General features: G+C 61.8%; 24 protein-coding genes. 16 read left to right on the top strand and 8 right to left on the bottom strand.

Annotated elements, in window-relative coordinates:
* Window positions 1–5 precede the first annotated feature (5 nt).
* From urtD to ureG, 15 genes are all read left to right on the top strand, one after another.
* Window positions 6–767, top strand: coding sequence for an urea ABC transporter ATP-binding protein UrtD (gene urtD / locus ACZ9IU_RS16155; protein ID WP_157885157.1), 762 nt, complete (start codon window positions 6–8; stop codon window positions 765–767).
* 1 nt (window position 768) lies between these two features.
* Window positions 769–1,464 carry an urea ABC transporter ATP-binding subunit UrtE gene (gene urtE, locus ACZ9IU_RS16150; RefSeq protein ID WP_007762131.1) on the top strand — a complete coding sequence of 232 codons (696 nt, stop codon included), beginning with the start codon at window positions 769–771 and terminating at the stop codon, window positions 1,462–1,464.
* 220 nt (window positions 1,465–1,684) lie between these two features.
* A complete protein-coding gene (locus ACZ9IU_RS16145; protein WP_244447426.1) occupies window positions 1,685–2,842 on the top strand; it encodes a CE1 family esterase in 1,158 nt (385 codons plus the stop codon).
* Window positions 2,779–3,624 (top strand): urease accessory protein UreD, encoded by an 846-nt coding sequence (locus tag ACZ9IU_RS16140; protein WP_038544569.1) that lies wholly within the window; start codon window positions 2,779–2,781, stop codon window positions 3,622–3,624. Before ACZ9IU_RS16145 ends, ACZ9IU_RS16140 begins: the two co-directional genes overlap by 64 nt.
* 18 nt (window positions 3,625–3,642) lie before the next feature.
* On the top strand, window positions 3,643–3,945 hold the full coding sequence (locus tag ACZ9IU_RS16135) for an urease subunit gamma (RefSeq protein WP_038544567.1): 303 nt from the start codon (window positions 3,643–3,645) through the stop codon (window positions 3,943–3,945).
* A 12-nt stretch (window positions 3,946–3,957) separates the two neighbouring features.
* Window positions 3,958–4,209 carry a DUF1272 domain-containing protein gene (locus ACZ9IU_RS16130; protein ID WP_038544565.1) on the top strand — a complete coding sequence of 84 codons (252 nt, stop codon included), beginning with the start codon at window positions 3,958–3,960 and terminating at the stop codon, window positions 4,207–4,209.
* An 11-nt stretch (window positions 4,210–4,220) separates the two neighbouring features.
* On the top strand, window positions 4,221–4,526 hold the full coding sequence (locus ACZ9IU_RS16125) for an urease subunit beta (RefSeq protein WP_038544563.1): 306 nt from the start codon (window positions 4,221–4,223) through the stop codon (window positions 4,524–4,526).
* A gap of 29 nt (window positions 4,527–4,555) precedes the next feature.
* Window positions 4,556–4,936, top strand: coding sequence for a lysozyme inhibitor LprI family protein (locus tag ACZ9IU_RS16120; RefSeq protein WP_038549528.1), 381 nt, complete (start codon window positions 4,556–4,558; stop codon window positions 4,934–4,936).
* Window positions 4,937–4,983: 47 nt separating this feature from the next.
* Window positions 4,984–5,244 carry an AbrB/MazE/SpoVT family DNA-binding domain-containing protein gene (locus ACZ9IU_RS16115; protein WP_007773816.1) on the top strand — a complete coding sequence of 87 codons (261 nt, stop codon included), beginning with the start codon at window positions 4,984–4,986 and terminating at the stop codon, window positions 5,242–5,244.
* Window positions 5,241–5,651: a type II toxin-antitoxin system VapC family toxin gene (locus ACZ9IU_RS16110; protein ID WP_038544561.1), complete on the top strand. Its 411-nt coding sequence runs from the start codon at window positions 5,241–5,243 to the stop codon at window positions 5,649–5,651. Before ACZ9IU_RS16115 ends, ACZ9IU_RS16110 begins: the two co-directional genes overlap by 4 nt.
* A gap of 7 nt (window positions 5,652–5,658) precedes the next feature.
* Complete coding sequence (gene ureC, locus ACZ9IU_RS16105; protein WP_038544559.1) at window positions 5,659–7,368, top strand: urease subunit alpha; 1,710 nt, start codon at window positions 5,659–5,661, stop codon at window positions 7,366–7,368.
* A gap of 25 nt (window positions 7,369–7,393) precedes the next feature.
* On the top strand, window positions 7,394–8,065 hold the full coding sequence (locus ACZ9IU_RS16100) for a TIGR02117 family protein (protein WP_038544556.1): 672 nt from the start codon (window positions 7,394–7,396) through the stop codon (window positions 8,063–8,065).
* A gap of 14 nt (window positions 8,066–8,079) precedes the next feature.
* On the top strand, window positions 8,080–8,544 hold the full coding sequence (ureE, locus tag ACZ9IU_RS16095) for an urease accessory protein UreE (protein WP_038544554.1): 465 nt from the start codon (window positions 8,080–8,082) through the stop codon (window positions 8,542–8,544).
* Window positions 8,545–8,586: 42 nt separating this feature from the next.
* Window positions 8,587–9,219 carry an urease accessory protein UreF gene (locus ACZ9IU_RS16090; RefSeq protein ID WP_051900144.1) on the top strand — a complete coding sequence of 211 codons (633 nt, stop codon included), beginning with the start codon at window positions 8,587–8,589 and terminating at the stop codon, window positions 9,217–9,219.
* A 43-nt stretch (window positions 9,220–9,262) separates the two neighbouring features.
* Window positions 9,263–9,874: an urease accessory protein UreG gene (ureG, locus tag ACZ9IU_RS16085; protein ID WP_038544550.1), complete on the top strand. Its 612-nt coding sequence runs from the start codon at window positions 9,263–9,265 to the stop codon at window positions 9,872–9,874.
* 126 nt (window positions 9,875–10,000) lie between these two features.
* Here ureG and ACZ9IU_RS16080 read toward each other — a convergent pair whose 3' ends face one another.
* The 8 genes from ACZ9IU_RS16080 to ACZ9IU_RS16045 all read right to left on the bottom strand — a co-directional run bounded on the left by ACZ9IU_RS16080 (window position 10,001) and on the right by ACZ9IU_RS16045 (window position 20,203).
* Window positions 10,001–10,684, bottom strand: coding sequence for a Crp/Fnr family transcriptional regulator (locus tag ACZ9IU_RS16080; protein WP_038549526.1), 684 nt, complete (start codon window positions 10,682–10,684; stop codon window positions 10,001–10,003).
* 196 nt (window positions 10,685–10,880) lie between these two features.
* Window positions 10,881–14,216 carry an efflux RND transporter permease subunit gene (locus tag ACZ9IU_RS16075; RefSeq protein ID WP_038549524.1) on the bottom strand — a complete coding sequence of 1,112 codons (3,336 nt, stop codon included), beginning with the start codon at window positions 14,214–14,216 and terminating at the stop codon, window positions 10,881–10,883.
* 11 nt (window positions 14,217–14,227) lie between these two features.
* Window positions 14,228–15,466, bottom strand: coding sequence for an efflux RND transporter periplasmic adaptor subunit (locus tag ACZ9IU_RS16070; RefSeq protein ID WP_162182337.1), 1,239 nt, complete (start codon window positions 15,464–15,466; stop codon window positions 14,228–14,230).
* 293 nt (window positions 15,467–15,759) lie between these two features.
* Complete coding sequence (locus ACZ9IU_RS16065; RefSeq protein WP_038544547.1) at window positions 15,760–16,734, bottom strand: ABC transporter substrate-binding protein; 975 nt, start codon at window positions 16,732–16,734, stop codon at window positions 15,760–15,762.
* Window positions 16,735–16,794: 60 nt separating this feature from the next.
* A complete protein-coding gene (locus ACZ9IU_RS16060; RefSeq protein WP_038544545.1) occupies window positions 16,795–17,922 on the bottom strand; it encodes an ABC transporter permease in 1,128 nt (375 codons plus the stop codon).
* Complete coding sequence (locus ACZ9IU_RS16055; RefSeq protein ID WP_038544543.1) at window positions 17,919–18,803, bottom strand: ABC transporter permease; 885 nt, start codon at window positions 18,801–18,803, stop codon at window positions 17,919–17,921. Before ACZ9IU_RS16055 ends, ACZ9IU_RS16060 begins: the two co-directional genes overlap by 4 nt.
* A gap of 231 nt (window positions 18,804–19,034) precedes the next feature.
* Window positions 19,035–19,826 carry an ABC transporter ATP-binding protein gene (locus tag ACZ9IU_RS16050; RefSeq protein WP_038544541.1) on the bottom strand — a complete coding sequence of 264 codons (792 nt, stop codon included), beginning with the start codon at window positions 19,824–19,826 and terminating at the stop codon, window positions 19,035–19,037.
* The gene (locus tag ACZ9IU_RS16045) at window positions 19,823–20,203 is read right to left on the bottom strand and encodes a hypothetical protein (protein ID WP_038544540.1); all 381 of its coding nucleotides are present in this window, start codon (window positions 20,201–20,203) and stop codon (window positions 19,823–19,825) included. The genes ACZ9IU_RS16050 and ACZ9IU_RS16045 overlap by 4 nt, the downstream gene beginning before the upstream one ends.
* A 168-nt stretch (window positions 20,204–20,371) precedes the next feature.
* Here ACZ9IU_RS16045 and ACZ9IU_RS16040 point away from each other — a divergent pair, with 168 nt between their 5' ends.
* The gene (locus tag ACZ9IU_RS16040; RefSeq protein WP_038544538.1) at window positions 20,372–20,785 is read left to right on the top strand and encodes a cupin domain-containing protein; all 414 of its coding nucleotides are present in this window, start codon (window positions 20,372–20,374) and stop codon (window positions 20,783–20,785) included.
* Window positions 20,786–20,804 lie beyond the last annotated feature (19 nt).

The following is a 20,804-nucleotide window of genomic DNA, read 5'->3' as shown; positions in this document are numbered from 1 at the left end:
CAACCATGAACATGATTTCCGAAACACGACAGAAAAGCCTGCTCTATCTCGAAAACGTCTCGGTCTCCTTCGACGGCTTCAAGGCGCTCAACTCGCTGTCCTTCGTCGTTGAGCCCGGGGAACTGAGGGCGATCATCGGCCCGAACGGCGCCGGCAAGACGACGATGATGGATATCATCACCGGCAAGACAAGGCCCGATACCGGCACGGTGCTGTTCGAGGATACGATCGACCTCACCAAAAAGGACGAGGCTGATATCGCCCAGCTCGGCATCGGCCGGAAATTCCAGAAGCCGACGGTGTTCGAAAGCCACACCGTGTGGGACAATTTGGAACTGGCGCTCAACCGGTCGCGCGGCGTGTTCGCCACCTTGTTCTATACGCTTTCAGCGGAGGACAAGGCCCGCATCGAGGAGATCCTCGAGACGATCCGCATGACGCATCGCAAGAACGAGTATGCCGCCAATCTCAGCCACGGCCAGAAACAGTGGCTGGAAATCGGCATGCTGCTCGCCCAGGAGCCGAAACTTCTGCTGGTCGACGAACCCGTCGCCGGCATGACGGACGCGGAAACGGCGGAGACGGCGGTGCTGCTCAAGGAAATCGCCAAGACCAGGTCGGTGGTCGTCGTCGAGCACGACATGGGTTTCATCCGCGAACTCGGCGTCAAGGTAACCTGCCTTGCGGAAGGTTCGGTACTTGCTGAAGGCTCGATCGATTTCGTTTCGAACGATCCCAAGGTGATCGAGAATTATCTGGGGCGCTAACATGCTGACAGTCAACAACGTCAACCTTCACTACGGCGCAGCGCAGGCGCTGCGCGGCGTCTCCATTCACGCGGATATGGGCAAGATCACTTGCGTGCTGGGGCGGAACGGCGTGGGGAAGAGTTCTCTTCTCCGCGCCGTCACCGGCCAGCATCCGGTCAGCGCCGGCACGATCAGCTTTCAGGGGGAAGTGCTGAACGGTCTCGCGCCCTATAACCGCGCCAAGCACGGCATCGGCTACGTGCCGCAGGGCCGGGAAATCTTTCCGCTCCTGACAGTTCAGGAAAATCTCGAAAGCGGTTACGCGCCGCTCGCCCGCAAGGACAAGTTCATTCCCGACGAGATATTTTCGCTGTTTCCGGTGCTGAAATCGATGCTCGGCCGGCGCGGCGGCGATCTCTCCGGCGGTCAGCAGCAGCAGCTTGCAATCGGCCGTGCCATGGTCACCCGTCCGAAGATCCTCGTCCTCGACGAGCCGACCGAAGGCATCCAGCCGTCTATCATCAAGGATATCGGCAGGGCGATCCGCTACCTGCGGGATTCAACCGGCATGGCCATTCTGCTGGTGGAACAGTATCTGGACTTCTGCCGGGAGCTGGCCGACCAGGTCTACATCATGGATCGTGGCGAGATTGTGCACGAAGGGGCGGCAGAGACTCTGGATACGGCAGAAGCAAGGCGGCATCTGACCGTCTGAGACTAGTATTTTTACTGGTGAATGTTTGTATCGTTTCGCAGCACTTCGTGCGTTTCAAAGGCCGCTAATATATGTTAACAACACTGCGTTTTCAGGGCATTCCGCATAATTGTTGACAACCCCCGCACCCCATGATGAGGCGCTGATGGTCTTTGCACGCGTTGCCGGTTTCTTCTCTCGGTCCGCTCTTACACGCATGGTTACGGTAGGAGCGGTTTTTTTGGGCGCCACGACTTTCCTGGGGTCGATGACCGGCAGCGCCCTTGCCGCAGGCTGCGGCCAGCCGATGGAAGCGGGTCGCCACCCAATCACCATCGAAACCGACGGTGTTGCCCGTTCGGCAGTCTATTTCATTCCCTCGTCCTATACCGGCAAGGACAAGGTTCCGCTGGTTTTCGATCTCCATGGCAGCCACAGCAACCCTCAAGGGCAGCTGAACAGAAGCTCCTGGGACAAGGTTGCCGAGAAAAACGGCTTCATCGTTTTGGCGCTGCAGGGGAGCCTGCCCGGAAGCTCCGCGGGGACCTATGCCTGGAACGTGCCTTTCGTCACCGTGCAGCAGGGCGGCCTCGACGAGATCGCCTATATCCGGCAGGCTATCGCGACCGCCAAGCAGCAATTCTGCGTTGATCCGGCCCGTATCTATGCCTCGGGTTATTCGGGTGGCGGCCGCATGTTGTCGGCCTATCTCTGCTCGGGGCATGACGATTTCGCAGCAGCCGGCTTCGTGCATTCGCTGCGCGCCGGACGTCCGGTCGAGGCCGACGGGAAATGGGGCCCCGATGCGCAGGGCTGCAATCCGGCCAGGCCCATCTCGATCATGGCCTTTGCCGGCGTCAAGGATGCGGCAAATCCTTACGCTGGCGGCGGCAGCGCCTATTGGCAATACGGCTTCAAGACCGCGATCCAACGCTGGACGGAACTCGACGGCTGCAAGGGCAATGGCGACGTAAAGACCGTCGACGGTGTGACCTTCAGTCTCTACGGCACCTGCAAGAACGGTGCACGCGTCGCATCCTACGTCTTCGCCAACGGCACGCATGATTGGCCGAAGCCGGTTGCCGCTACGGAAGCCGTGATCGCCGCCGCCAAGGACGGGGCAGCGAGCGTCACCAAGGTGGCTGCGGTGACCGTCTCCAAGCCGGCATTCGACGCCAATGTTGATCCGGCTTCGCGGATGTGGGAGTTCTTCGGCAAGGCCGACAGCACCGACGTGATCGCCACTGCAACGCCGGCCAAGATCGGTTCGACGGCCAAGTCTGGCACGGGCGTTGCATCGGGTTGCGGAACCGAAGCCGATCTTCAGGGGACGACGTGCAACAGCAACCAGCCGATCGATATGCGCCGCAGCGGGCAAGGGGTGCAGGACGCCTTGTAACCAAGGCTTTCGGCGGGCGGACACGGCTCGCCGAATTCTACCAGGAAGGCTGCGCAAAAATTCGCCTTCCGGAAACATTTTCGCCTGAAATGGAGGCGATTTTAATCAATACGTCGGGGGGACTGACGGGCGGCGACGTGATCGAATGGTCCGTCGCCGCTGCCGCTTCCACAAGACTGTCGGTTACCACCCAGGCGAATGAGAAGATCTACAAGGCCTCGTCCGGCACGGCCTCCGTCTCCACCCATGTCACCGTCGGCGAGGACGCATCGGTCCACTGGCTTCCCCAGGAAACCATCCTTTTCGACCAGTCCTCGCTGACCCGCCGGCTTGACGTCGATCTTTCCGAAAGGTCCGAATTTCTGGCCGTCGAGGCGGTCCTGCTCGGCCGCAAGGCGATGGGCGAAGCGGTCGCGAATGGTTTCTTCCGCGACCGCTGGCGGGTGCGCCGGTCAGGTCAGCTGATCCATGCGGAAGAGATGAAGTTCGAGGGCGAGATCGAACAGCTCTCTCAAGCTGCTGCCGTGCTCTCCGGCCAGGTCGCCTTCGCGACGCTGTTTTACACCGGCCCGCTCGCCGAAATGCTCTTCCCGAAACTCCGCCAGATTGTCGACGGCACGCCCGGCGGAGCCAGCCTGTGGAGCGGCGGAGCCAGCCACTGGAACGGCAAGCTGATCGCCCGGCTGGTGGCCCCGACCGGATTTGACTTGAGAAAAATCCTGACACCGGCAATTTCCGTATTGCGTAACGGCGCGCCAGTGCCGAAAGTCTGGAACATCTGATCTTACAGCGGGATTCCCATGAACCTGAGCCCACGAGAAAAAGACAAACTGCTGATTTCCATGGCGGCGATCGTCGCCCGACGCCGGTTGGATCGCGGGGTCAAGCTCAACTATCCGGAAGCGATCGCCCTGATTACCGATTACGTGGTGGAAGGTGCGCGCGACGGCCGCGCGGTCTCCGACCTGATGGAGGCCGGAGCTCATGTCGTCACCCGCGACCAGGTGATGGACGGCATTGCCGAGATGATCCACGACGTGCAGGTGGAGGCGACTTTTCCGGACGGCACCAAACTTGTCACCGTCCACGAACCGATCCGCTGAGGAGGCCCCAAGATGCTGGAACTGCGCCCCAATTGCGAGTGCTGCGACAAGGACCTTGTACCGGAAAGCCGGGAGGCGATGATCTGCACTTTCGAGTGCACGTTCTGCGCCACCTGCGCCTCCGACGTGCTGAAGGGCATTTGCCCCAATTGCGCGGGCGAACTGGTGCGCCGGCCCGTGCGTCCGGCGGCCGCGCTCGCCCGCCATCCGGCCTCCACCAAACGCGTACTGAAGGCCGAGGGTTGCGCGCCCAAGGCGGCTTGAAGGAGAATGCCATGATTCCCGGTGAAGTGATTGCCGCAGAAGGCGAAATCGAGCTCAACGCAGGTCTTCCGACGGTGACCATAAAGGTCGCCAACACCGGCGACCGACCGGTGCAGGTGGGCAGCCACTACCATTTCTTCGAGACCAATAACGGGCTCTCCTTCGACCGGGACAAGGCGCGCGGCATGCGGCTCGATATCCCGGCCGGTACGGCCGTCCGTTTCGAACCCGGCCAGATGCGGGAAGTGACGCTGATCCCGCTTTCGGGCAAGCGCGAAGTCTATGGTTTCCAGCAGAAGATCATGGGTGCGCTGTGAAGCCCGCATTGGCGTTTTCCGCCGCGTTCATGCCGCTTCTTGCCCTGCCGGCGGCGGGGCAGGAGCCGAAGGCAAATTGCAAGAACCCGCAGACGCAGCTGGAGATGAACATCTGCTCGCAGCGCGACTACGAAGCCGCCGACAAGGCGCTTAATGCCCAGTACCAGACGACCCGCAAGGCGATGAAAAAATGGGATGCGGATAGTTCCGCGGATCTCAAAGGCGCCGAGGATGCGCTCGTCAAGGCGCAACGGGCCTGGGTCGCCTATCGCGACGCGCAATGCATCTCCTCCGGCTTCCAGGCCCATGGCGGCTCGATGGAGCCGATGCTGATTTCCGGATGCCAGGCGGACCTGACACGCAAGCGCATTGCGGAGCTCAAAGAGCTGACCGAGGCGATGGGGAACTGAACGTTGAGCGTGTTCGTGGTAGTTATGGGAGCGGGAAGGAGAGCGACATGACCGAAACAGTCAAGATCAGCCCTGAAAACCAGATAACCCTATCTGCCGAAGCGCTCGCTTTGCTTGGCGTCAAGGCCGGAGACCAGGTGGATATCGTACCGAGTCAGGACGGCCATCTGGAGATCCGGCCGAAACGTTGGACATTCGCGGACCTGAAAGGGATCGTAAAGCTGGATAGGCCGATTACCGCGGGCGAACTGGATGAATGGGTTGCCGAAGCACGTGGCCGGATTCCTGAAGGCGGCAACGACCTATGATCGGGATCGACACGAATGTCCTCCTTCGTTGGCTCGTGCGCGATCAGCTGATCGGGGAGCCGGCATTGGCGCAGAGTGAGGCGCTGTCTGCGCTCTTCGATAAGAGCGAGGAAGCATTCTTCATCAACGAGATTGTTGTCGTCGAAATTGCCTGGGTCCTGAAACAGCGCGCCCGCCTACCAAAGACCCAGATCGCCGAGATCATCTGGGGTCTGCTGAATTTGGAAAATGCGGTCGTGAAGGACCGAGACATATTGAGCGCTGCGCTTCAAGCCTATTCCGAGTTTCCCGGCGACTTCTCCGATCATTTGATTGGAGAAATCAACAGCCGCAACGGTTGCCGCACCACAATGACGTTCGACAAAGCCGCATCGAAATCCTCCCATTTTACCGAGCTTACAAGGTAGACCGTCCATGCCCCACAAGATGTCCCGCGCCTCCTATGCCAGCATGTTCGGTCCGACCACGGGCGACAGGGTGCGGCTTGCCGATACCGAATTGTTCATCGAGGTGGAGAAGGATTTCACCGTCTATGGCGAAGAGGTGAAGTTCGGCGGCGGCAAGGTCATTCGCGACGGTATGGGACAGAGCCAGGCGACGCGTGCCGAAGGGGCGGTCGATACGGTCATTACCAATGCGTTAATTGTCGATCATTCGGGCATCTACAAGGCCGACGTCGGTTTGAAGAACGGCCGCATCCACGCGATCGGCAAAGCCGGCAATCCGGATACCCAGCCGGGCGTGACGATCATCGTCGGCCCGTCCACCGAGGCGATCGCCGGCGAGGGCAAGATCCTGACGGCCGGCGGCATGGATGCGCATATCCATTTCATCTGCCCGCAGCAGATCGAGGAGGCGCTGATGAGCGGCGTCACGACCATGCTCGGCGGCGGCTCCGGCCCGGCACATGGCACGCTTGCCACCACCTGCACCGGCGCCTGGCATATCGAGCGGATGATCGAGAGCTTCGACGCCTTCCCGATGAACCTCGCGCTCGCCGGCAAGGGCAATGCGTCGCTTCCCGCACCACTGGAGGAAATGATCCTCGCCGGTGCCTCGTCGCTGAAGCTTCACGAGGACTGGGGCACGACGCCGGCGGCGATCGACAACTGCCTGACGGTCGCCGATGCCTTCGACGTGCAGGTGATGATCCACACCGACACGCTGAACGAAAGCGGTTTCGTGGAGGATACGGTCGCGGCTATCAAGGGCCGCACCATCCACGCCTTTCATACGGAAGGTGCCGGCGGCGGCCACGCGCCCGACATCATCAAGATCTGCGGCAACCCGAACGTCATCCCGTCGTCGACCAACCCGACCCGGCCCTACACGATCAATACGCTTGCCGAACATCTCGACATGCTGATGGTCTGCCATCACCTGTCGCCGTCGATCCCGGAAGACATCGCCTTTGCCGAAAGCCGCATCCGCAAGGAAACCATCGCTGCCGAAGACATCCTCCACGATCTCGGCGCCTTCTCGATCATCTCCTCCGACAGCCAGGCCATGGGCCGTGTCGGGGAAGTGGCGATCCGCACCTGGCAGACCGCCGACAAGATGAAGCGCCAGCGCGGCAGCCTGAAGGAAGAAACCGGCAATAACGACAATTTCCGCGTCAAGCGCTACATCGCCAAATACACGATCAATCCGGCAATCGCCCAGGGCGTTTCCCATGAGATCGGTTCGGTCGAAGTCGGCAAGCGAGCGGATCTCGTGCTCTGGAGCCCGGCCTTCTTCGGCGTGAAGCCGGAAATGGTGCTGCTCGGCGGCTCGATTGCGGCCGCACCGATGGGCGATCCGAACGCCTCGATCCCTACGCCGCAGCCGATGCATTACCGGCCGATGTTTGCGGCCTACGGCAAGCTGCGCACCAATTCCTCCGTCACCTTCGTCAGCCAGGCTTCGCTGGATGGCGGTCTTGCCCAGCGCCTCGGGGTCGCCAAGAGGCTGGTGGCAGTCAAGAACACCCGCGGCGGCATCTCCAAGGCCTCGATGATCCACAATTCGCTGACGCCGCATGTGGAGGTCAACTCGGAGACCTACGAGGTACGGGCCGACGGCGAGCTGCTGACCTGCGAGCCCGCGACGGTGCTGCCGATGGCGCAGCGCTATTTCCTGTTCTGAGGAGATTGCACCTCGGAGCCTCTGAATGAAGACGTTTTTGCGCTGGCTCCTCGCTGCGGTTCTGTTCGTGGTTGTCGCGGTGGCCGTCGGGACGTTCATCCCGCGACCATTGTTTGCGCCGAGCCGAGCGGCGGAACCGGCGGCGCGAAGGCGCATCTTGGTTCTGTCCAACCCGATCCACACGGACATTGCCATTCCGCTGGCTGAGGACACCCGCACCGCCTTCGCTTTTCTGGAGCGGTCCGGAATCCCGGTTGCCGACCCCGGTGCGGAATGGCTGGTGCTCGGCTGGGGTGGGCGGGCCTTCTATCTTGAAACGCCGACCTGGGCTGATTTGAAGCCGCTTCCGGTGTTGCGGGCACTGACGGTCGACAGTTCAGTCATGCATGTGGACGTTGCCGGCGGTATCGACGAACGTCATCCGGCGGTGATGCCGCTCGACCTGGGGGCGGCGGAATTCCAGCGGCTTTTGGCGTTCATCCAGACGAGTTTCATCCGTCAGGCAGGCGAGGTGGCTGTGGTGCCGGAGCCGGGCTATGGCGATAATGACCGGTTCTTCGAGGCAAACGGCTATTTCAACGCATTTGTTGGCTGCAATACCTGGACCGCCGCCGCACTTCGCACAGCCGGAATACGAACCGGCCTCTGGAATCCGCTGCCGCAGACGCTTACCCTCTCACTCAAGCTTTTCAATTGACCTCGGAGCATTCCATGCAGCACGTCCATTCTTATCATCCGGCCGGCGTGGTCACAGATCCGCCGATCGATATCGTCACGCTGCCACATGACCTGCGGCATCTGCGCCGCAAGCTGCTGCATCTCTCCGATGGCGAGATGGTGATGCTCGACCTCAAGGAGGCTGTGCTTTTCCATCACGGCGATCGGCTGGTGCTTGAGAACGGCGATACGATCGAAGTACACGCGGCCCCGGAAAAACTCTTCGAGATCAAGGGTCGAGATACGCTGCACCTGATCGAACTCGCCTGGCATCTCGGCAACCGGCATCTGCCGGCGCAGATCGAGGAGGGGCGTATCCTCATCCTGCGCGACCATGTGATCCGTGCCATGCTGGAAGGGCTGGGTGCGAGGGTTGCCGAGGTCGAGGAAGGGTTCCAGCCGGCCCGTGGCGCCTACCATTCGCATGGTTCCCACGGCCACGACCATCATGGACATTGAGCCTTAGTGACCAATCTCGACACCAAGGTGCTTCTGAAGCTGATGGCCTGGCTTTCTCCGGCCTTTCCGATCGGCGGTTTCGCCTATTCGGGCGGGCTCGAACGGGCGGTGCACGATGGCCTCGTCAAGGATGCGGCAGGCCTGATCGCCTGGCTGACGAGCCTGCTGCGGCAAGGCACCTTGTGGAACGACGCCGTGCTGTTCGGTGAAGCCTGGCGGCAGTTCGAGGACGAGGCCGCGTTGAAGGAGGTGGCCGAACTGGGGTTGGCGCTTGCAGGCTCCGCAGAGCGCCACGTGGAGACATTGTCGCTTGGCCAGGCGTTCGCTTCAGCCGCCTCCGCCTGGCCGCATCCTGTCCTCGATCGCCTGCCGCGAGCCGTGCCTTTCCCGGTCGCAGTCGGTGCGATTGCGGCGGCGCATGGCGTAGCGGCAGCGCAAGCGCTTGCCGCCTATCTGCATGCCGCCGTCTCGCAATCGGTGTCTACCGGTATCAGGCTTGGGGTTTCCGGGCAGGTGGAAGGAGTAGCCATCCTCGCCGAGATCGAGGGTCTGGTCGCCGACATTGCGGATAAGGCAAGCCTTGCCACGCTCGACGATCTCGGCGGTGCGGCAGTGCAGGCGGAAATAGCTTCGCTTCGGCATGAAACGCAACATTCGCGGCTTTTCCGCTCCTGAAAGCGGGCCTAAGCTGAAGTCTGGAAGAATGAAAGGACGACACATGAAATCGGCGAACGGACCTTTGCGCGTCGGTATCGGCGGGCCTGTCGGCTCCGGCAAGACGGCACTGACCGAAAAGCTCTGCAAGGCGATGCGGGAGGATTATTCCGTCGCGGTCGTCACCAACGATATCTATACCAAGGAGGATGCCGAAGCGCTGGTGCGCTGCCAAGCGCTGTCCTCGGACCGCATCGTCGGCGTCGAGACCGGCGGTTGCCCGCATACCGCCATCCGCGAGGACGCGACGATCAATCTGCAGGCGATCGCGGGTTTGAACGAGCGTTTCCCGGATCTCGACGTGGTGTTCATCGAATCGGGCGGCGACAATCTCGCGGCGACCTTTTCGCCCGATCTTGCCGACATCACCATCTATGTGATCTCCACCTGCCAGGGCGAGGAAATCCCGCGCAAGGGCGGTCCGGGGATTACCCGCTCCGACCTGCTGATCATCAACAAGAAGGATCTGGCTCCCTATGTCGACGTCGATCTCGACGTGATGGACCGCGACGCGTACCGCATGCGCGAGGCCAAGCCGCATCTGTTCACCGATCTGAAGCGCGGCGTCGGCGTGGACCATGTGGTCCGCTTCCTGAAGGAGCAGGGGGGGCTTTGAAAAGATTGAGGCCGGCGGCCCCTCGAAGCCACCGGCCTTATCTGCATGCTGCGGTCCCACCGCCAGTATCGCTGCATGCATCCAAAGAGAGCTCGGGCCCGCCCGCCCGATCTCGCTTCTTGAACTTCAGATTTCGCGCAGGGCCTGCACGTCGACGACCTGGATCACTCGCCCGCGCACCGTCACTCCGGTCCGCCGGAGAGTGGAGAATGCGCGGGAGAGCGCCTCGGGAGCCAATCCCAACATGCCCGCGAGCAGGTTCTTCTGGAAAGGCAGGCGGATGGAGGCTGGGCCGCCATCCACAGGGCATCTTTTCAGTATGTAGTCGGCGACCCGCTGCGGCGCCGTATGCAACCTGTCGTTGGCGACGCAGTCCATCGTGGTGATGAGGTGTTTCGACAGCGAAGTGATCACCGCCTTGGCGATATCCCGCTCCTGTTCGGCCAGATCCCGTACCGCCTGCATGTCGAAACGGGCAAGCGTCGTGGCTTCGGCCGTCTGGGCGTGGTAGCGGTATTTCGTACCGCCATAAAGAAGACATTCAGCGAACGTGTCGCCCGGGCTGCAGATCCGGATATCCGCCTCGCGGCCGTCCCGATTGAGCTGGTAAAGTCGCACATAGCCGCTGAGAACGCAGAAAAAAGCGTCAGCATTCTCGCCTTCGCGGAAGATCGATTTGCGGTTCGTCAAGCTGACGACGCTCATGGCCGACATCATCCGAACGAGCGAATTGCCGCTCAGGCTGGTCAGGAAGGGCGTCTTCATGAGGACGGCCCGATCCCTGTTGTTGAGCTTCAAATTACTGTTCATCATATCCGTCGTCTCTTCCATAACCCGAACCGCCGCGCATTCCCGATACTGCTAAAATAACAGGTTCATGAAATCTGATTTTGACATCGATCAAATCCGTGCAATTTTTCTGCAATCTCCGCGAGCCGGTTATTTCCAACGAAAAACGCCGGGCCAACAGGCCCGGCGTCGCCGAAATATAGTCTGGAGATGATACTTATTCCGCAGCCAGAGGCGGCAGGCGTAGCACCTTGCTGCTGGCTTGGGCGCCGGGAGAACGATCGTCGTTGGCGCTCGTCTGCCGTTCCATCTGGTTGAGGCGTTCTTCCAGGGCCGCGATCGACTGAGCGTATTTGCGTGCCTCCTGGCTGAGTTCCTCGTTGGAAAGACCGAAGTCCTCCTGTTCCTTCTTGCCGACCATGCGGCCGAAGATCTTGCCGAGCAGGCGCGACAGGTCATCCATGATCAGGAAGAAGGACGGCACGACGAGAAGCGAGAGCACCGTCGAGACGATAATGCCCCCCATCACGGCGATTGCCATTGGTGCGCGGAAGGAGCCGCCTTCGCCGACGCCGAGCGCCGAGGGCAGCATGCCTGCCGACATGGCAATCGAAGTCATGATGATCGGGCGGGCGCGCTTGCGGCCGGCTTCCACCATGGCATGGACCCGTTCCAGACCCTGACGCTTCATCTCGATCGCGAAGTCCACCAGAAGGATGGCGTTCTTGGTGACGATACCCATCAGCATCAGGATACCGATCAGGACCGGCATCGACAGCGCGTTCTGGGTGATGATCAGCGCCACCGCCACGCCACCGATCGCAAGCGGCAGCGAGAACAGGATGGTGAAGGGCTGGATGACGTCCTTGAAGAGCAGGATCAGCACCACGAGCACCAGCATCAGGCCCATCAGCATGGCATTACCGAAGCTCTGCTGCATTTCTCCCTGCACCTTGGCGTCGCCGCTTTCGGCCAAACGAACGGTCTTTGGCAATTCGGTCTCGGCGACGATGCGCTTGAACTCGGCAGATGCGGTATCGAGCGCCGTGCCAAAAGGCACGTCGGAGCCGATTGCGACCACGCGGTTGCGGTCGTTGCGCTTGATCGAGCTCGGGCCTTCCGAATAGTCGATGTCGGCGACGCTGTAGAGCGGCACGCTGGCACCGGCCGCGGTCTTGATCTTCAAGGCGCGGATCGAGGCGAGATCGCGGCGGACGTCGAGCGAGGCCTGGACGCGGATCGGGATCTGCCGGTCGTCGAGCGAGATCTTGGCAAGGTTGGCATCGACATCGCCGATCGTCGCGACGCGGACGGTCTGGGCGATCTGCTGCGGCGTGATGCCGAGGCGCGAGGCCTCCGCCATGCGCGGCCGGATCTGCAGTTCCGGACGGGGCAGGGCGCCTTCCGAAGAAACGTTGGCGAGGACCGGCGAGGCCCGCAGCTTCGATTCCAGCATGCTGACGGCTTCGGTCAGGTCCGCCTCGCTGGTGGAGAGGAAGTTGAACGAAAGGTCACGCTCTGCGCGATCGTTGACCTTGGAGATCCGCACATCCGGAATGGATCGGACAGCTGCAAAGATATCCTTTTCGACATCCCATTGCGGACGCGTGCGGCCGTTTTCCTTCATCTTCGGGACAAAGTCGCGGATGAGGGGGATCGATCCCAGGCCCTTGTTGACGAGGGTCTTTACCAGCGAATGGTCGATGTTCTGCAGGATGACGCGCACGGTTGCGCGTCGCAGTTCGAGGTCTCCCTTCGGCGAAGCACCGCCGAGGATGAAGACGCTCTCGACCCCGTCGATGTGGCGTATCGCATCATAGACGACGTCGGTGCTGGTGGCCGTTTCGTCGAGCGTCGCATTCGGCGGGAGTTCCACCGACAGCACGACACGCGAAGAGTCGTCCGGCGGCAGGAAGCTGCCGGGGACCTGGGAGAGCAGCATGACCGAGCCGATCAGGAAGCCGATCGCGGCCAGCATCGTCGTATATCGCCAGTACCAGCGACGGGTCGTGCCGGTGACGAGGCGCGTATAGGCCTTCATGATCCAACCGTCGTTGTCGTGATGGTCTTCCATCCCGTCTTCGGGGCTCATCAGATAGGCAGCCATCAGCGGCGTGATCAGTCGCGCCACAGCAAGCGAGAAGAACACCGAGAAAGCAACGGTCAGGCCGAACTGGATAAAGTATTGGCCCGGGACGCCCGGCATGAAGGATACAGGCACGAACACCGCAATGATCGTGAAGCTGGTGGCGATGACGGCGAGACCGATTTCGTCCGCCGCCTCGAGCGCCGCTCGATAGGGCGTCTTGCCCATCTTGATATGCCGCGCAATATTCTCGATCTCGACGATCGCGTCGTCGACGAGAATACCCGTCGCAAGCGTCAGCGCCAGGAAGCTGACGAGGTTCAGCGAGAACCCCATGAGATCCATGATCCAGAAGGTCGGCACCGCCGAAAGCGGCAGGGCGACCGCCGCGATCAGCGTCGCGCGCCAGTTCCGCAGGAACAGGAACACCACGATGACGGCGAGGACCGAGCCTTCCACCAGCGTATGGAGGGCAGCTTCGTAATTGCCGTAGGTGAAGTAGACGGAGTCGTCGACCATTTCGATCGCGACGTTCGGATTGGTCTTGCGCACTCCATCGAGGCTGGTCGCGACGGTTTCGGCGACCGAGACCTCGCTTGCGCCCTTGGCGCGGAACACGGCGAAAGTGACGGATGGCGTGCCGTTGAAGCGCGAGAAGGATTTCGGCTCCTCGTAGGTGTCGGTGATGGTGCCGAGCTCGGTCAGCTTGACGAACTGGCCGTTGGGCAGCGTGATCGTCGTGTCGGCAAGCTGAGCGACGCTGCGGGCATCGCCGAGCGTGCGGATCGTCTGTTCGTTGCCGGCCACCTGGCCGCGGCCGGAGCCGAGATCGACGTTGGTGCCGCGCATCTGGGTGCTGACATCGGCAGCGGTAATGCCATAGGCGTCAAGCTTGGCGGGGTTCAGCGACACCCGGACTTCACGGTCGGAGCCGCCGTAACGGTCGATACGGCCGACGCCGGGCTGGCCCTGCAGGGCGCGCTTGACCGTGTCGTCGACGAACCAGGAGAGCTCTTCGAGCGTCATGTTCGGGGAGGAGACGGCGAATGTCTGGATCGCCTGGCCTTCGACGTCGACCTTGGTGACGACAGGCTCCTCGATGCCGGCGGGAAGGTCGCTGCGGATCTTGTCGATCGCGTCCTTGGTATCCTGCACGGCTTCGGCCGTCGGCTTTTCGATGCGGAAGACGACGACCGTCTGCGACTGGCCGTCGGTCACCGTCGACTGGATTTCATCGATGCCGCTGATCGAGGCGACAGCGTCCTCGATTTCCTTCGTCACCTGCATTTCCAGTTCGGCAGGGGCGGCGCCGCTCTGGGTGACGGTGATCGACACAACCGGAACGTCGATGTTCGGGAAACGGGTGATCGGCAGCGCGTAGAACGACTGAATGCCGACAATAAGCAGCAGGGCAAAACCGAGCATCGGCGCTATCGGATTGCGGATCGACCAAGCAGAGAAGTTCATGCGGCTCAACCTCAGTTCGCAATAGCGGCGGGTTCGGCCGGGACCGGAGCGATCTTGTCGCCGTCCCGGACGAAGGCGCCGGCCTTCGCAACGACAATGTCACCGGCCGTAAGACCGCTGACGACCTGCACGAAACCGCCATCCTGGATGCCGGTTTCAATCTTCACCTGCTTGACCACATTGTCCTCGACCTTGCGGGCGGTGGAACCGTTCCGCCCAGTGGTGACGGCCGAGAGCGGCAGCGCCAGGGCATTGGTCTCGGTGATGACGATCTCGGCGCTGCCATACATGCCCGAGCGTGCGCCGGTTTCATCGTCGATGACGATATGCACCGCGCCGAGGCGGGTGACCGCATCGACCGTCGGGGAAACGAGCCGAACCTTGCCCTCGATCTTCACCTTGCCGCCGGCGACTGTGACGATCGCCTTCTGGCCGGCCTTGATCTTCTGGATATCGGTCTCGGACAAGTCGGCGACGAGTTCGATCGCCCCGTCCTTGATGATCGTGAAGAGCGGATTTCCGGTGCCGCTGGCGATCGCTCCGACCTTGGCGGTGCGGGCGGAAATGACACCGGCCACCGGTGCCTTCACGCCCGTGCGGGCGAGCTTCAGGTTGATATCCTCGATCTGGGCCTCGACCACCTTGGTGTCGGATTCGCCGACGGCTACCGCCTGCTTGGCAGCATTCAGGCGCGCCTGAGCGACCTCGACGGCGGCGGATGCCTGTTCGAGCTGCGACACCGTGCCGGTGCCGCTCTGGCTGAGCTTCTGGAGGCGGTCGCGCTGGCGCGTCGTGTCGGCGACGTTGGCCTGAGCCTCGATAACCTGCGCCTGATATTGCGCAACCGCAGCTTGAGCCTTCGCCTTATTGGCCTGGAGCTGGCTCTTCTGGAGAAGCAGCGCGTCGTCGTTCAGCATCGCAAGCACGCTGTCGGCCTTCACTTCGTCGCCGACGTCGGCATTCAGCGTCTTGATCGACAGGGCGTCGACGAGCGGCTGGACATAGACTTCCTCGACGGGCCTGACCGTGCCGGTGGCAATGACGCGGTCAACCAGCGGCTTCTCGATTGCCTCGGTTACGACGATGGAAGGCAGCTTGATTTCCGTCTGCGCCGGGGCGGGCTTGGCCGCCGCTTCCTGCGCAAACGCGGAACTGGGACTCAGTGCAGAGGTTGCGGCAAGGGCGATGCTTGCGCCGAGGGCAAGCTTGAGAGCCGGGTTCCCGGCAGACTGGGTGAACTTGCGAAACATGCGACTACTTTCAAATTGAAGGTAAGGGGCAAATATTCCGCTGGGAACCGCTCCGGCCACCTTACGCCCCCTCAGCGCTCAGCAACCCGGATCAAGGTGGTAACCGCATAAAACAGTTACAAGACCGGCAGCGAAAGATTCATCAGCGCCCCACTTCTACGTGTTTGCGTTGCACAAATCAATCCGCTGCCGTTATGAGACGAATGAGTTTTAGTTATGATTTGAGTGAGAAAAATTTAGAAAACGCGCAACCGATAGCCGCGCGTTCTCCCTCACCGGGCGACTGGCGATTATTATTTCAATGCCGCGTCGGTGATCTCGCTCGTATAGGCGCCTTCCGGCTTCTTGGTGATGATCTTCTGGTCGAGCAGCGCCTTGACCGTGCGGTCGTAGGTGGCGGTGTCAAGCTTGCCGGTACCGGTGCCGATCAACTTTGCCACTTCGCCCATCATCCGCTTCTGGTGGTTCTCGTCCTGGCCGCCATTGTCCATGACGATCCCGGCTGCTTCGGCAGGATTGGCGATGGCGTATTTCCAGCCCTTCATCGACGCACGGACGAACTTCACCATGGTCTCCTTGAACTTCGGATCCTTGAGCTTGGTGTCCATCACGTAGAGGCCGTCCTCGAGCAGGTCGTTGCCCATGGCAGAGAAGTTGAAGACGACGAGCTGGTCCGGCTTGAAGCCGGCATCGATCGCCTGCCAATATTCGTTATAGGTCATGACCGAAATGCAGTCCGCCTGCTTCTGGATGAGCGGCTGCACGTCAAAGCTCTGCTTCAGCACCGTGACGCCGTCCTTGCCGCCGTCGGTCTTGAGACCGAGCTTGTTCATCCAGGCGAAGAACGGATATTCGTTGCCGAAGAACCAGACGCCGAGCGTGTGGCCCTTGAAGTCGGCTTCGGTCTTGATCGGGCCGTCCTTCGGGCAGATCATCTGCAGGCCGGATTTCTGATAGGGCTGGGCGATGTTGGTGAGCGGCACGCCCTTTTCACGGGCGACCAGCGCTCCGCCCATCCAGTCGACGATGACGTCGGCGCCGCCGCCGGCGATCACCTGTTCGGGGGCGATGTCCGGGCCGCCCGGCTTGATCGTGACGTCGAGGCCTTCTTCCTTGTAGAAGCCCTTGTCCTTGGCGACGTAGTAACCGCCGAACTGGCCTTGAGCGACCCATTTCAGCTGCAGGGTCACCTTGTCGGCGGCCATCGCCGCCTGGGCTGCTGCGAGCGACATGGCGCCCGCCATCAGCGCAACGAGAATTTTTCTCATGTTTTTTATCCTTCCCTCTGAGGTTGCCGGTTCCGCCGAAACGGGCCGGATTTTAAGCGCCTAACCACCGCGGTTAGACGGATGCCAGAACGTCGTCGCTCTTTCGCCAAGCGCCACGACGCCATAAAAAACCGAACCGATCAGCGCTGCAACAGCGATTTCGGCCCAGACCATGTCGACATTCATGCGGCCGATCTCGGTCGAGATCCGGAAGCCCATGCCGACGATCGGCGTGCCGAAGAATTCCGCGACGATCGCGCCGATCAGCGCCAGCGTCGAGTTGATCTTCAGCGCATTGAAGATGAACGGCATGGCGGCCGGCAGGCGCAGTTTCATCAGCGTCTGCCAGTAATCGGAAGCGTAGGAGCGCATCAGGTCGCGCTCCATGGCGCCCGAAGCCCCAAGCCCTGCCACAGTGTTCACCAGCATCGGAAAGAAGGTCATGATGATGACGACGGCGGCCTTCGACTGCCAGTCGAAACCGAACCACATGACCATGATCGGCGCGACGCCGATGATCGGCAGCGCCGAGACCATGTTGCCGATCGGCAGCAGCCCGCGGCGCAGGAAGGCGATGCGGTCGGCCAGGATGGCGACGACGAAGCCGGAGGCACAGCCGACCACATATCCGAAGAGCACCGCCTTGAAGATCGTCTGCTGCACGTCGGCCCAAAGGATCGGCACCGAGCTTGCGAGCCTTGCGCCGATCGAGGATGGCGGCGGCAGGATGATGAAGGGAATGCCGGCGCCACGTGTCGCCGCCTCCCAGAGGATCAGGATCCAGGCGCCGAAGATCGCGGGGATCAAAAGGCGCAGGAACGTATCTCCGGTTTTGGATTTGGCGCGGATGCCGGACAGGACCGTGACGCAGCGCCAGGCAATCAGCCAGCAGGCCGCGACCATCAGGAAGAAGGCAAACGTCGCCTTGCCCTCGTTGCCAGCAATGCCCGCGAGCAGCAGCCAGACGGCGAGATGGGGGGCGACGAACAGGGTCGTTGCAAGGAGAGGCGGAGAGAGCCTGGTGAACGAGGCGAGCGCCGCACCGGCGACGAGCAGGAAGATGACGGTGACGCTGCCGGTGCCGAACGGCGAGGGGGCGTCGGGCGCCATCAGCGGCAGCGAGGTGAGGGCGGCGAGACAGAGGAGCAGGGCAAAGGTGCCCTGCCAGGAACGAAGAACCGCAGTCATGCCGGCCTCCCGCCCATGGAGCGATCGACGATCTTGGCGATGATCCCGACGATGGCAACGAGAAACGCCGCCAGTACTGAGCCGGCAATCAGTGCCGCCCAGATGTCGATCGTCTGGCTGTAATAGGCCCCGGCCAGCAATTTCGAGCCGATGCCGGCGACGGCACCGGTCGGAAGCTCGCCGACGATCGCGCCAACCAGGCTCGCGGCGATCGCCACCTTCATCGAGGTGAACAGGAAGGGGATGGACGCGGGTACCCGGAGTTTCCAGAAGGTCTGGGCGCCGCTGGCATAATAGGTGCGCATCAGGTCGAGCTGAATGATTTCGGGCGAGCGCAGACCCTTCACCATGCCGACCGCGACGGGGAAGAAGGAGAGATATGTCGAGATCAGCGCCTTGGGGAGAAGGCCGGTGATGTTGAGGGCCCCGAGCACGACGATCACCATCGGCGCGACAGCCAGGATCGGCACGGTCTGCGAGGCGATGATCCACGGCATCAGGCTACGGTCGAGTGCTTTCAGATGCACGATGCCGACCGCGATCAGGATGCCGGTCAGCGTGCCCATGGTGAAGCCGAGGACCGTTGAGGAGAGCGTCACCCAGGAATGGTAGACGAGGCTGCGGTTCGACGTGACGCTGCGCAGAAACGTGTTCTCGAAGACGTTGCTCACCACCTGATGCGGCGCCGGCAGGATAGGCTTCGGCTGCGCCATGGTCTTGCCGATGAATTCCATCGCCGTGGAGGTGACGTTGGCGCGCCGATCGAGATCCCGCTGGAACGGCGCGTTCATGAAATAGGCGGCGACGTACCAGATGGCGACGATGGCGATGAGGATGGCGAGGACGGGGATGATGCGGGATTTGAGGGAGTCGGGTTTCATGCCGTGGCCCTCTCACGTCTCAGCCCGGAGCCACCCCCCTCTGTCCTGCCGGACATCTCCCCCTCAAGGGGGGAGATCAGCCAGACGTGTCGGCTTCGCAAAGCATTGAGCACCACCGATGCGGCAATCTCCGCGCCGAATTGAGGGCGAACCCAAGCTACTATTCGATCTCCCCCCTTGAGGGGGAGATGTCCGGCAGGACAGAGGGGGGTATTCCTGGAATGCAAACTCTCACTCCTCATAACTATGCCCCGCCCTCAATCCCTCGCGCACCCGATGGGCGATCTCCAGGAACTCCGGCGTCTCGCGGATTTCGAGCGGGCGTTCCCTGGGCAGGGTCGATTCGATCACGTCGGTCACACGGCCCGGACGCGGCGACATGACGACGATGCGGGTCGAGAGGTAGACCGCCTCCGGTATCGAGTGGGTGACAAAACAGATGGTCTTTTCGGTGCGCGCCCACAGTTTCAGCAGCTGTTCGTTCAGGTGATCGCGGACGATCTCGTCGAGCGCGCCGAAGGGTTCGTCCATCAACAGCAGGTCGGCGTCGAAGGCGAGTGCGCGGGCGATCGAGGCGCGCTGCTGCATGCCGCCGGACAGCTGCCAGGGGTATTTCTTGCCGAAGCCGGCAAGGTTGACGAGATCGAGGGTGCGCTCGATGCGGGCTTTGCGGTCGGCTGCCGAATAGCCCATGATTTCCAGCGGCAGTGCGATGTTCTTCTCGATCGTCCGCCAGGGATAAAGCGCCGGCGCCTGAAAGACGTAACCGTAGGAGCGCGACTTGCGCGCCTCTTCCGGCGTCATGCCGTTGACGGTGATCTCGCCGGCGGTCGCCTTTTCGAGGTCGGCGATGACGCGCAGGAAGGTGGTCTTGCCGCAGCCGGACGGGCCGATGAAGGAGACGAAATCGCCCTTGTTCACGGTGAGATCGACATTCGACAGCGCATGGACTGGCCCGTCACTGGTCTCGAAGGTGAGGCCGAGCTTGCTGGCCGAGACGACGGAGGATGGAGCATTGTTCATCGGCATTTCGGCATGGGTCCCAGTTTGGTGCCGCCCGGGAAGCTGACGGTGTAGCCTTTGGCGGATTTGGTGAGCGTCGCAACATCTTCCGGCCCGACTTCCCCTTCGGCATCGCATTGTGCCTTGATGGTAAAACCGTTTGCCGTCTTCTTGGGAGCACCCTTGAATTCGCAGGCAGAAACGGATGTCGTCACGCCCTCGTCGTTGAGCAGCAGGAAATCGTCGGCGCCGGACGATTCTCCGGTCTCGGCGTAAGTGCAGCCTTCCTTGCTGCCATAGGCGCCGTCGAGAAAGGTCGCGGCCCCGGCGGGAACGGCAACCGAGATTGCGGCAAGCATCGCGGATGCGATGGTGAAGCGGATGTTATTCAATGACATGTCTCGAAAGGCCCCCATTCAAGTCCGTCGGCGAAGCGTACAGTATAGACGCCATCGTTGCGCAGGATATCGATCATTGCGATGTGCTGATCTTCTTTTCGTTGGCTCCCGCTCCCGAACCGTCATGATATGCTGGCGGCAGATCCCGTTCGACAGAGGAAATTGGCAATGGACAATGCATCAAAGCCCACCTGCCGTGTCGTCAAACCCGGTGCGGCCTACGACGGCAAGCAGGGCCTGAGCTATTTCGAGGGGATCGCGGCGGAAACGGTCGGCTCCAAGGGCATTTGCATGCACCTCCTCACCATTCCGCCGGGCGCACGGGCGAAGGCCCATCTGCATGAAACCCACGAGACGGCGATCTACGTACTCTCCGGCTCCGCCGTCACCTGGTATGGCGACCGGTTGGAGGGATGTGCCGAACTTTCGGCCGGCGAGATGATGTATATCCCCGCCGGCGTGCCGCACCTGCCGGCGAACATTTCCGACGCGCCCTGTTCGGCGGTGATCGCCCGCACCGACCCGAACGAACAGGAAAGCGTCGTGCTGCTGCCGGAGCTGGACGGGTTGGTGAAGGGGTGACCTCTGCGGAAAGGACATC

Source organism: Mesorhizobium sp. USDA 4132, from assembly GCF_056279545.1.
Note: the sequence above shows the minus strand (reverse complement) of the source record. Positions and strands in the feature narration are given on the sequence as shown.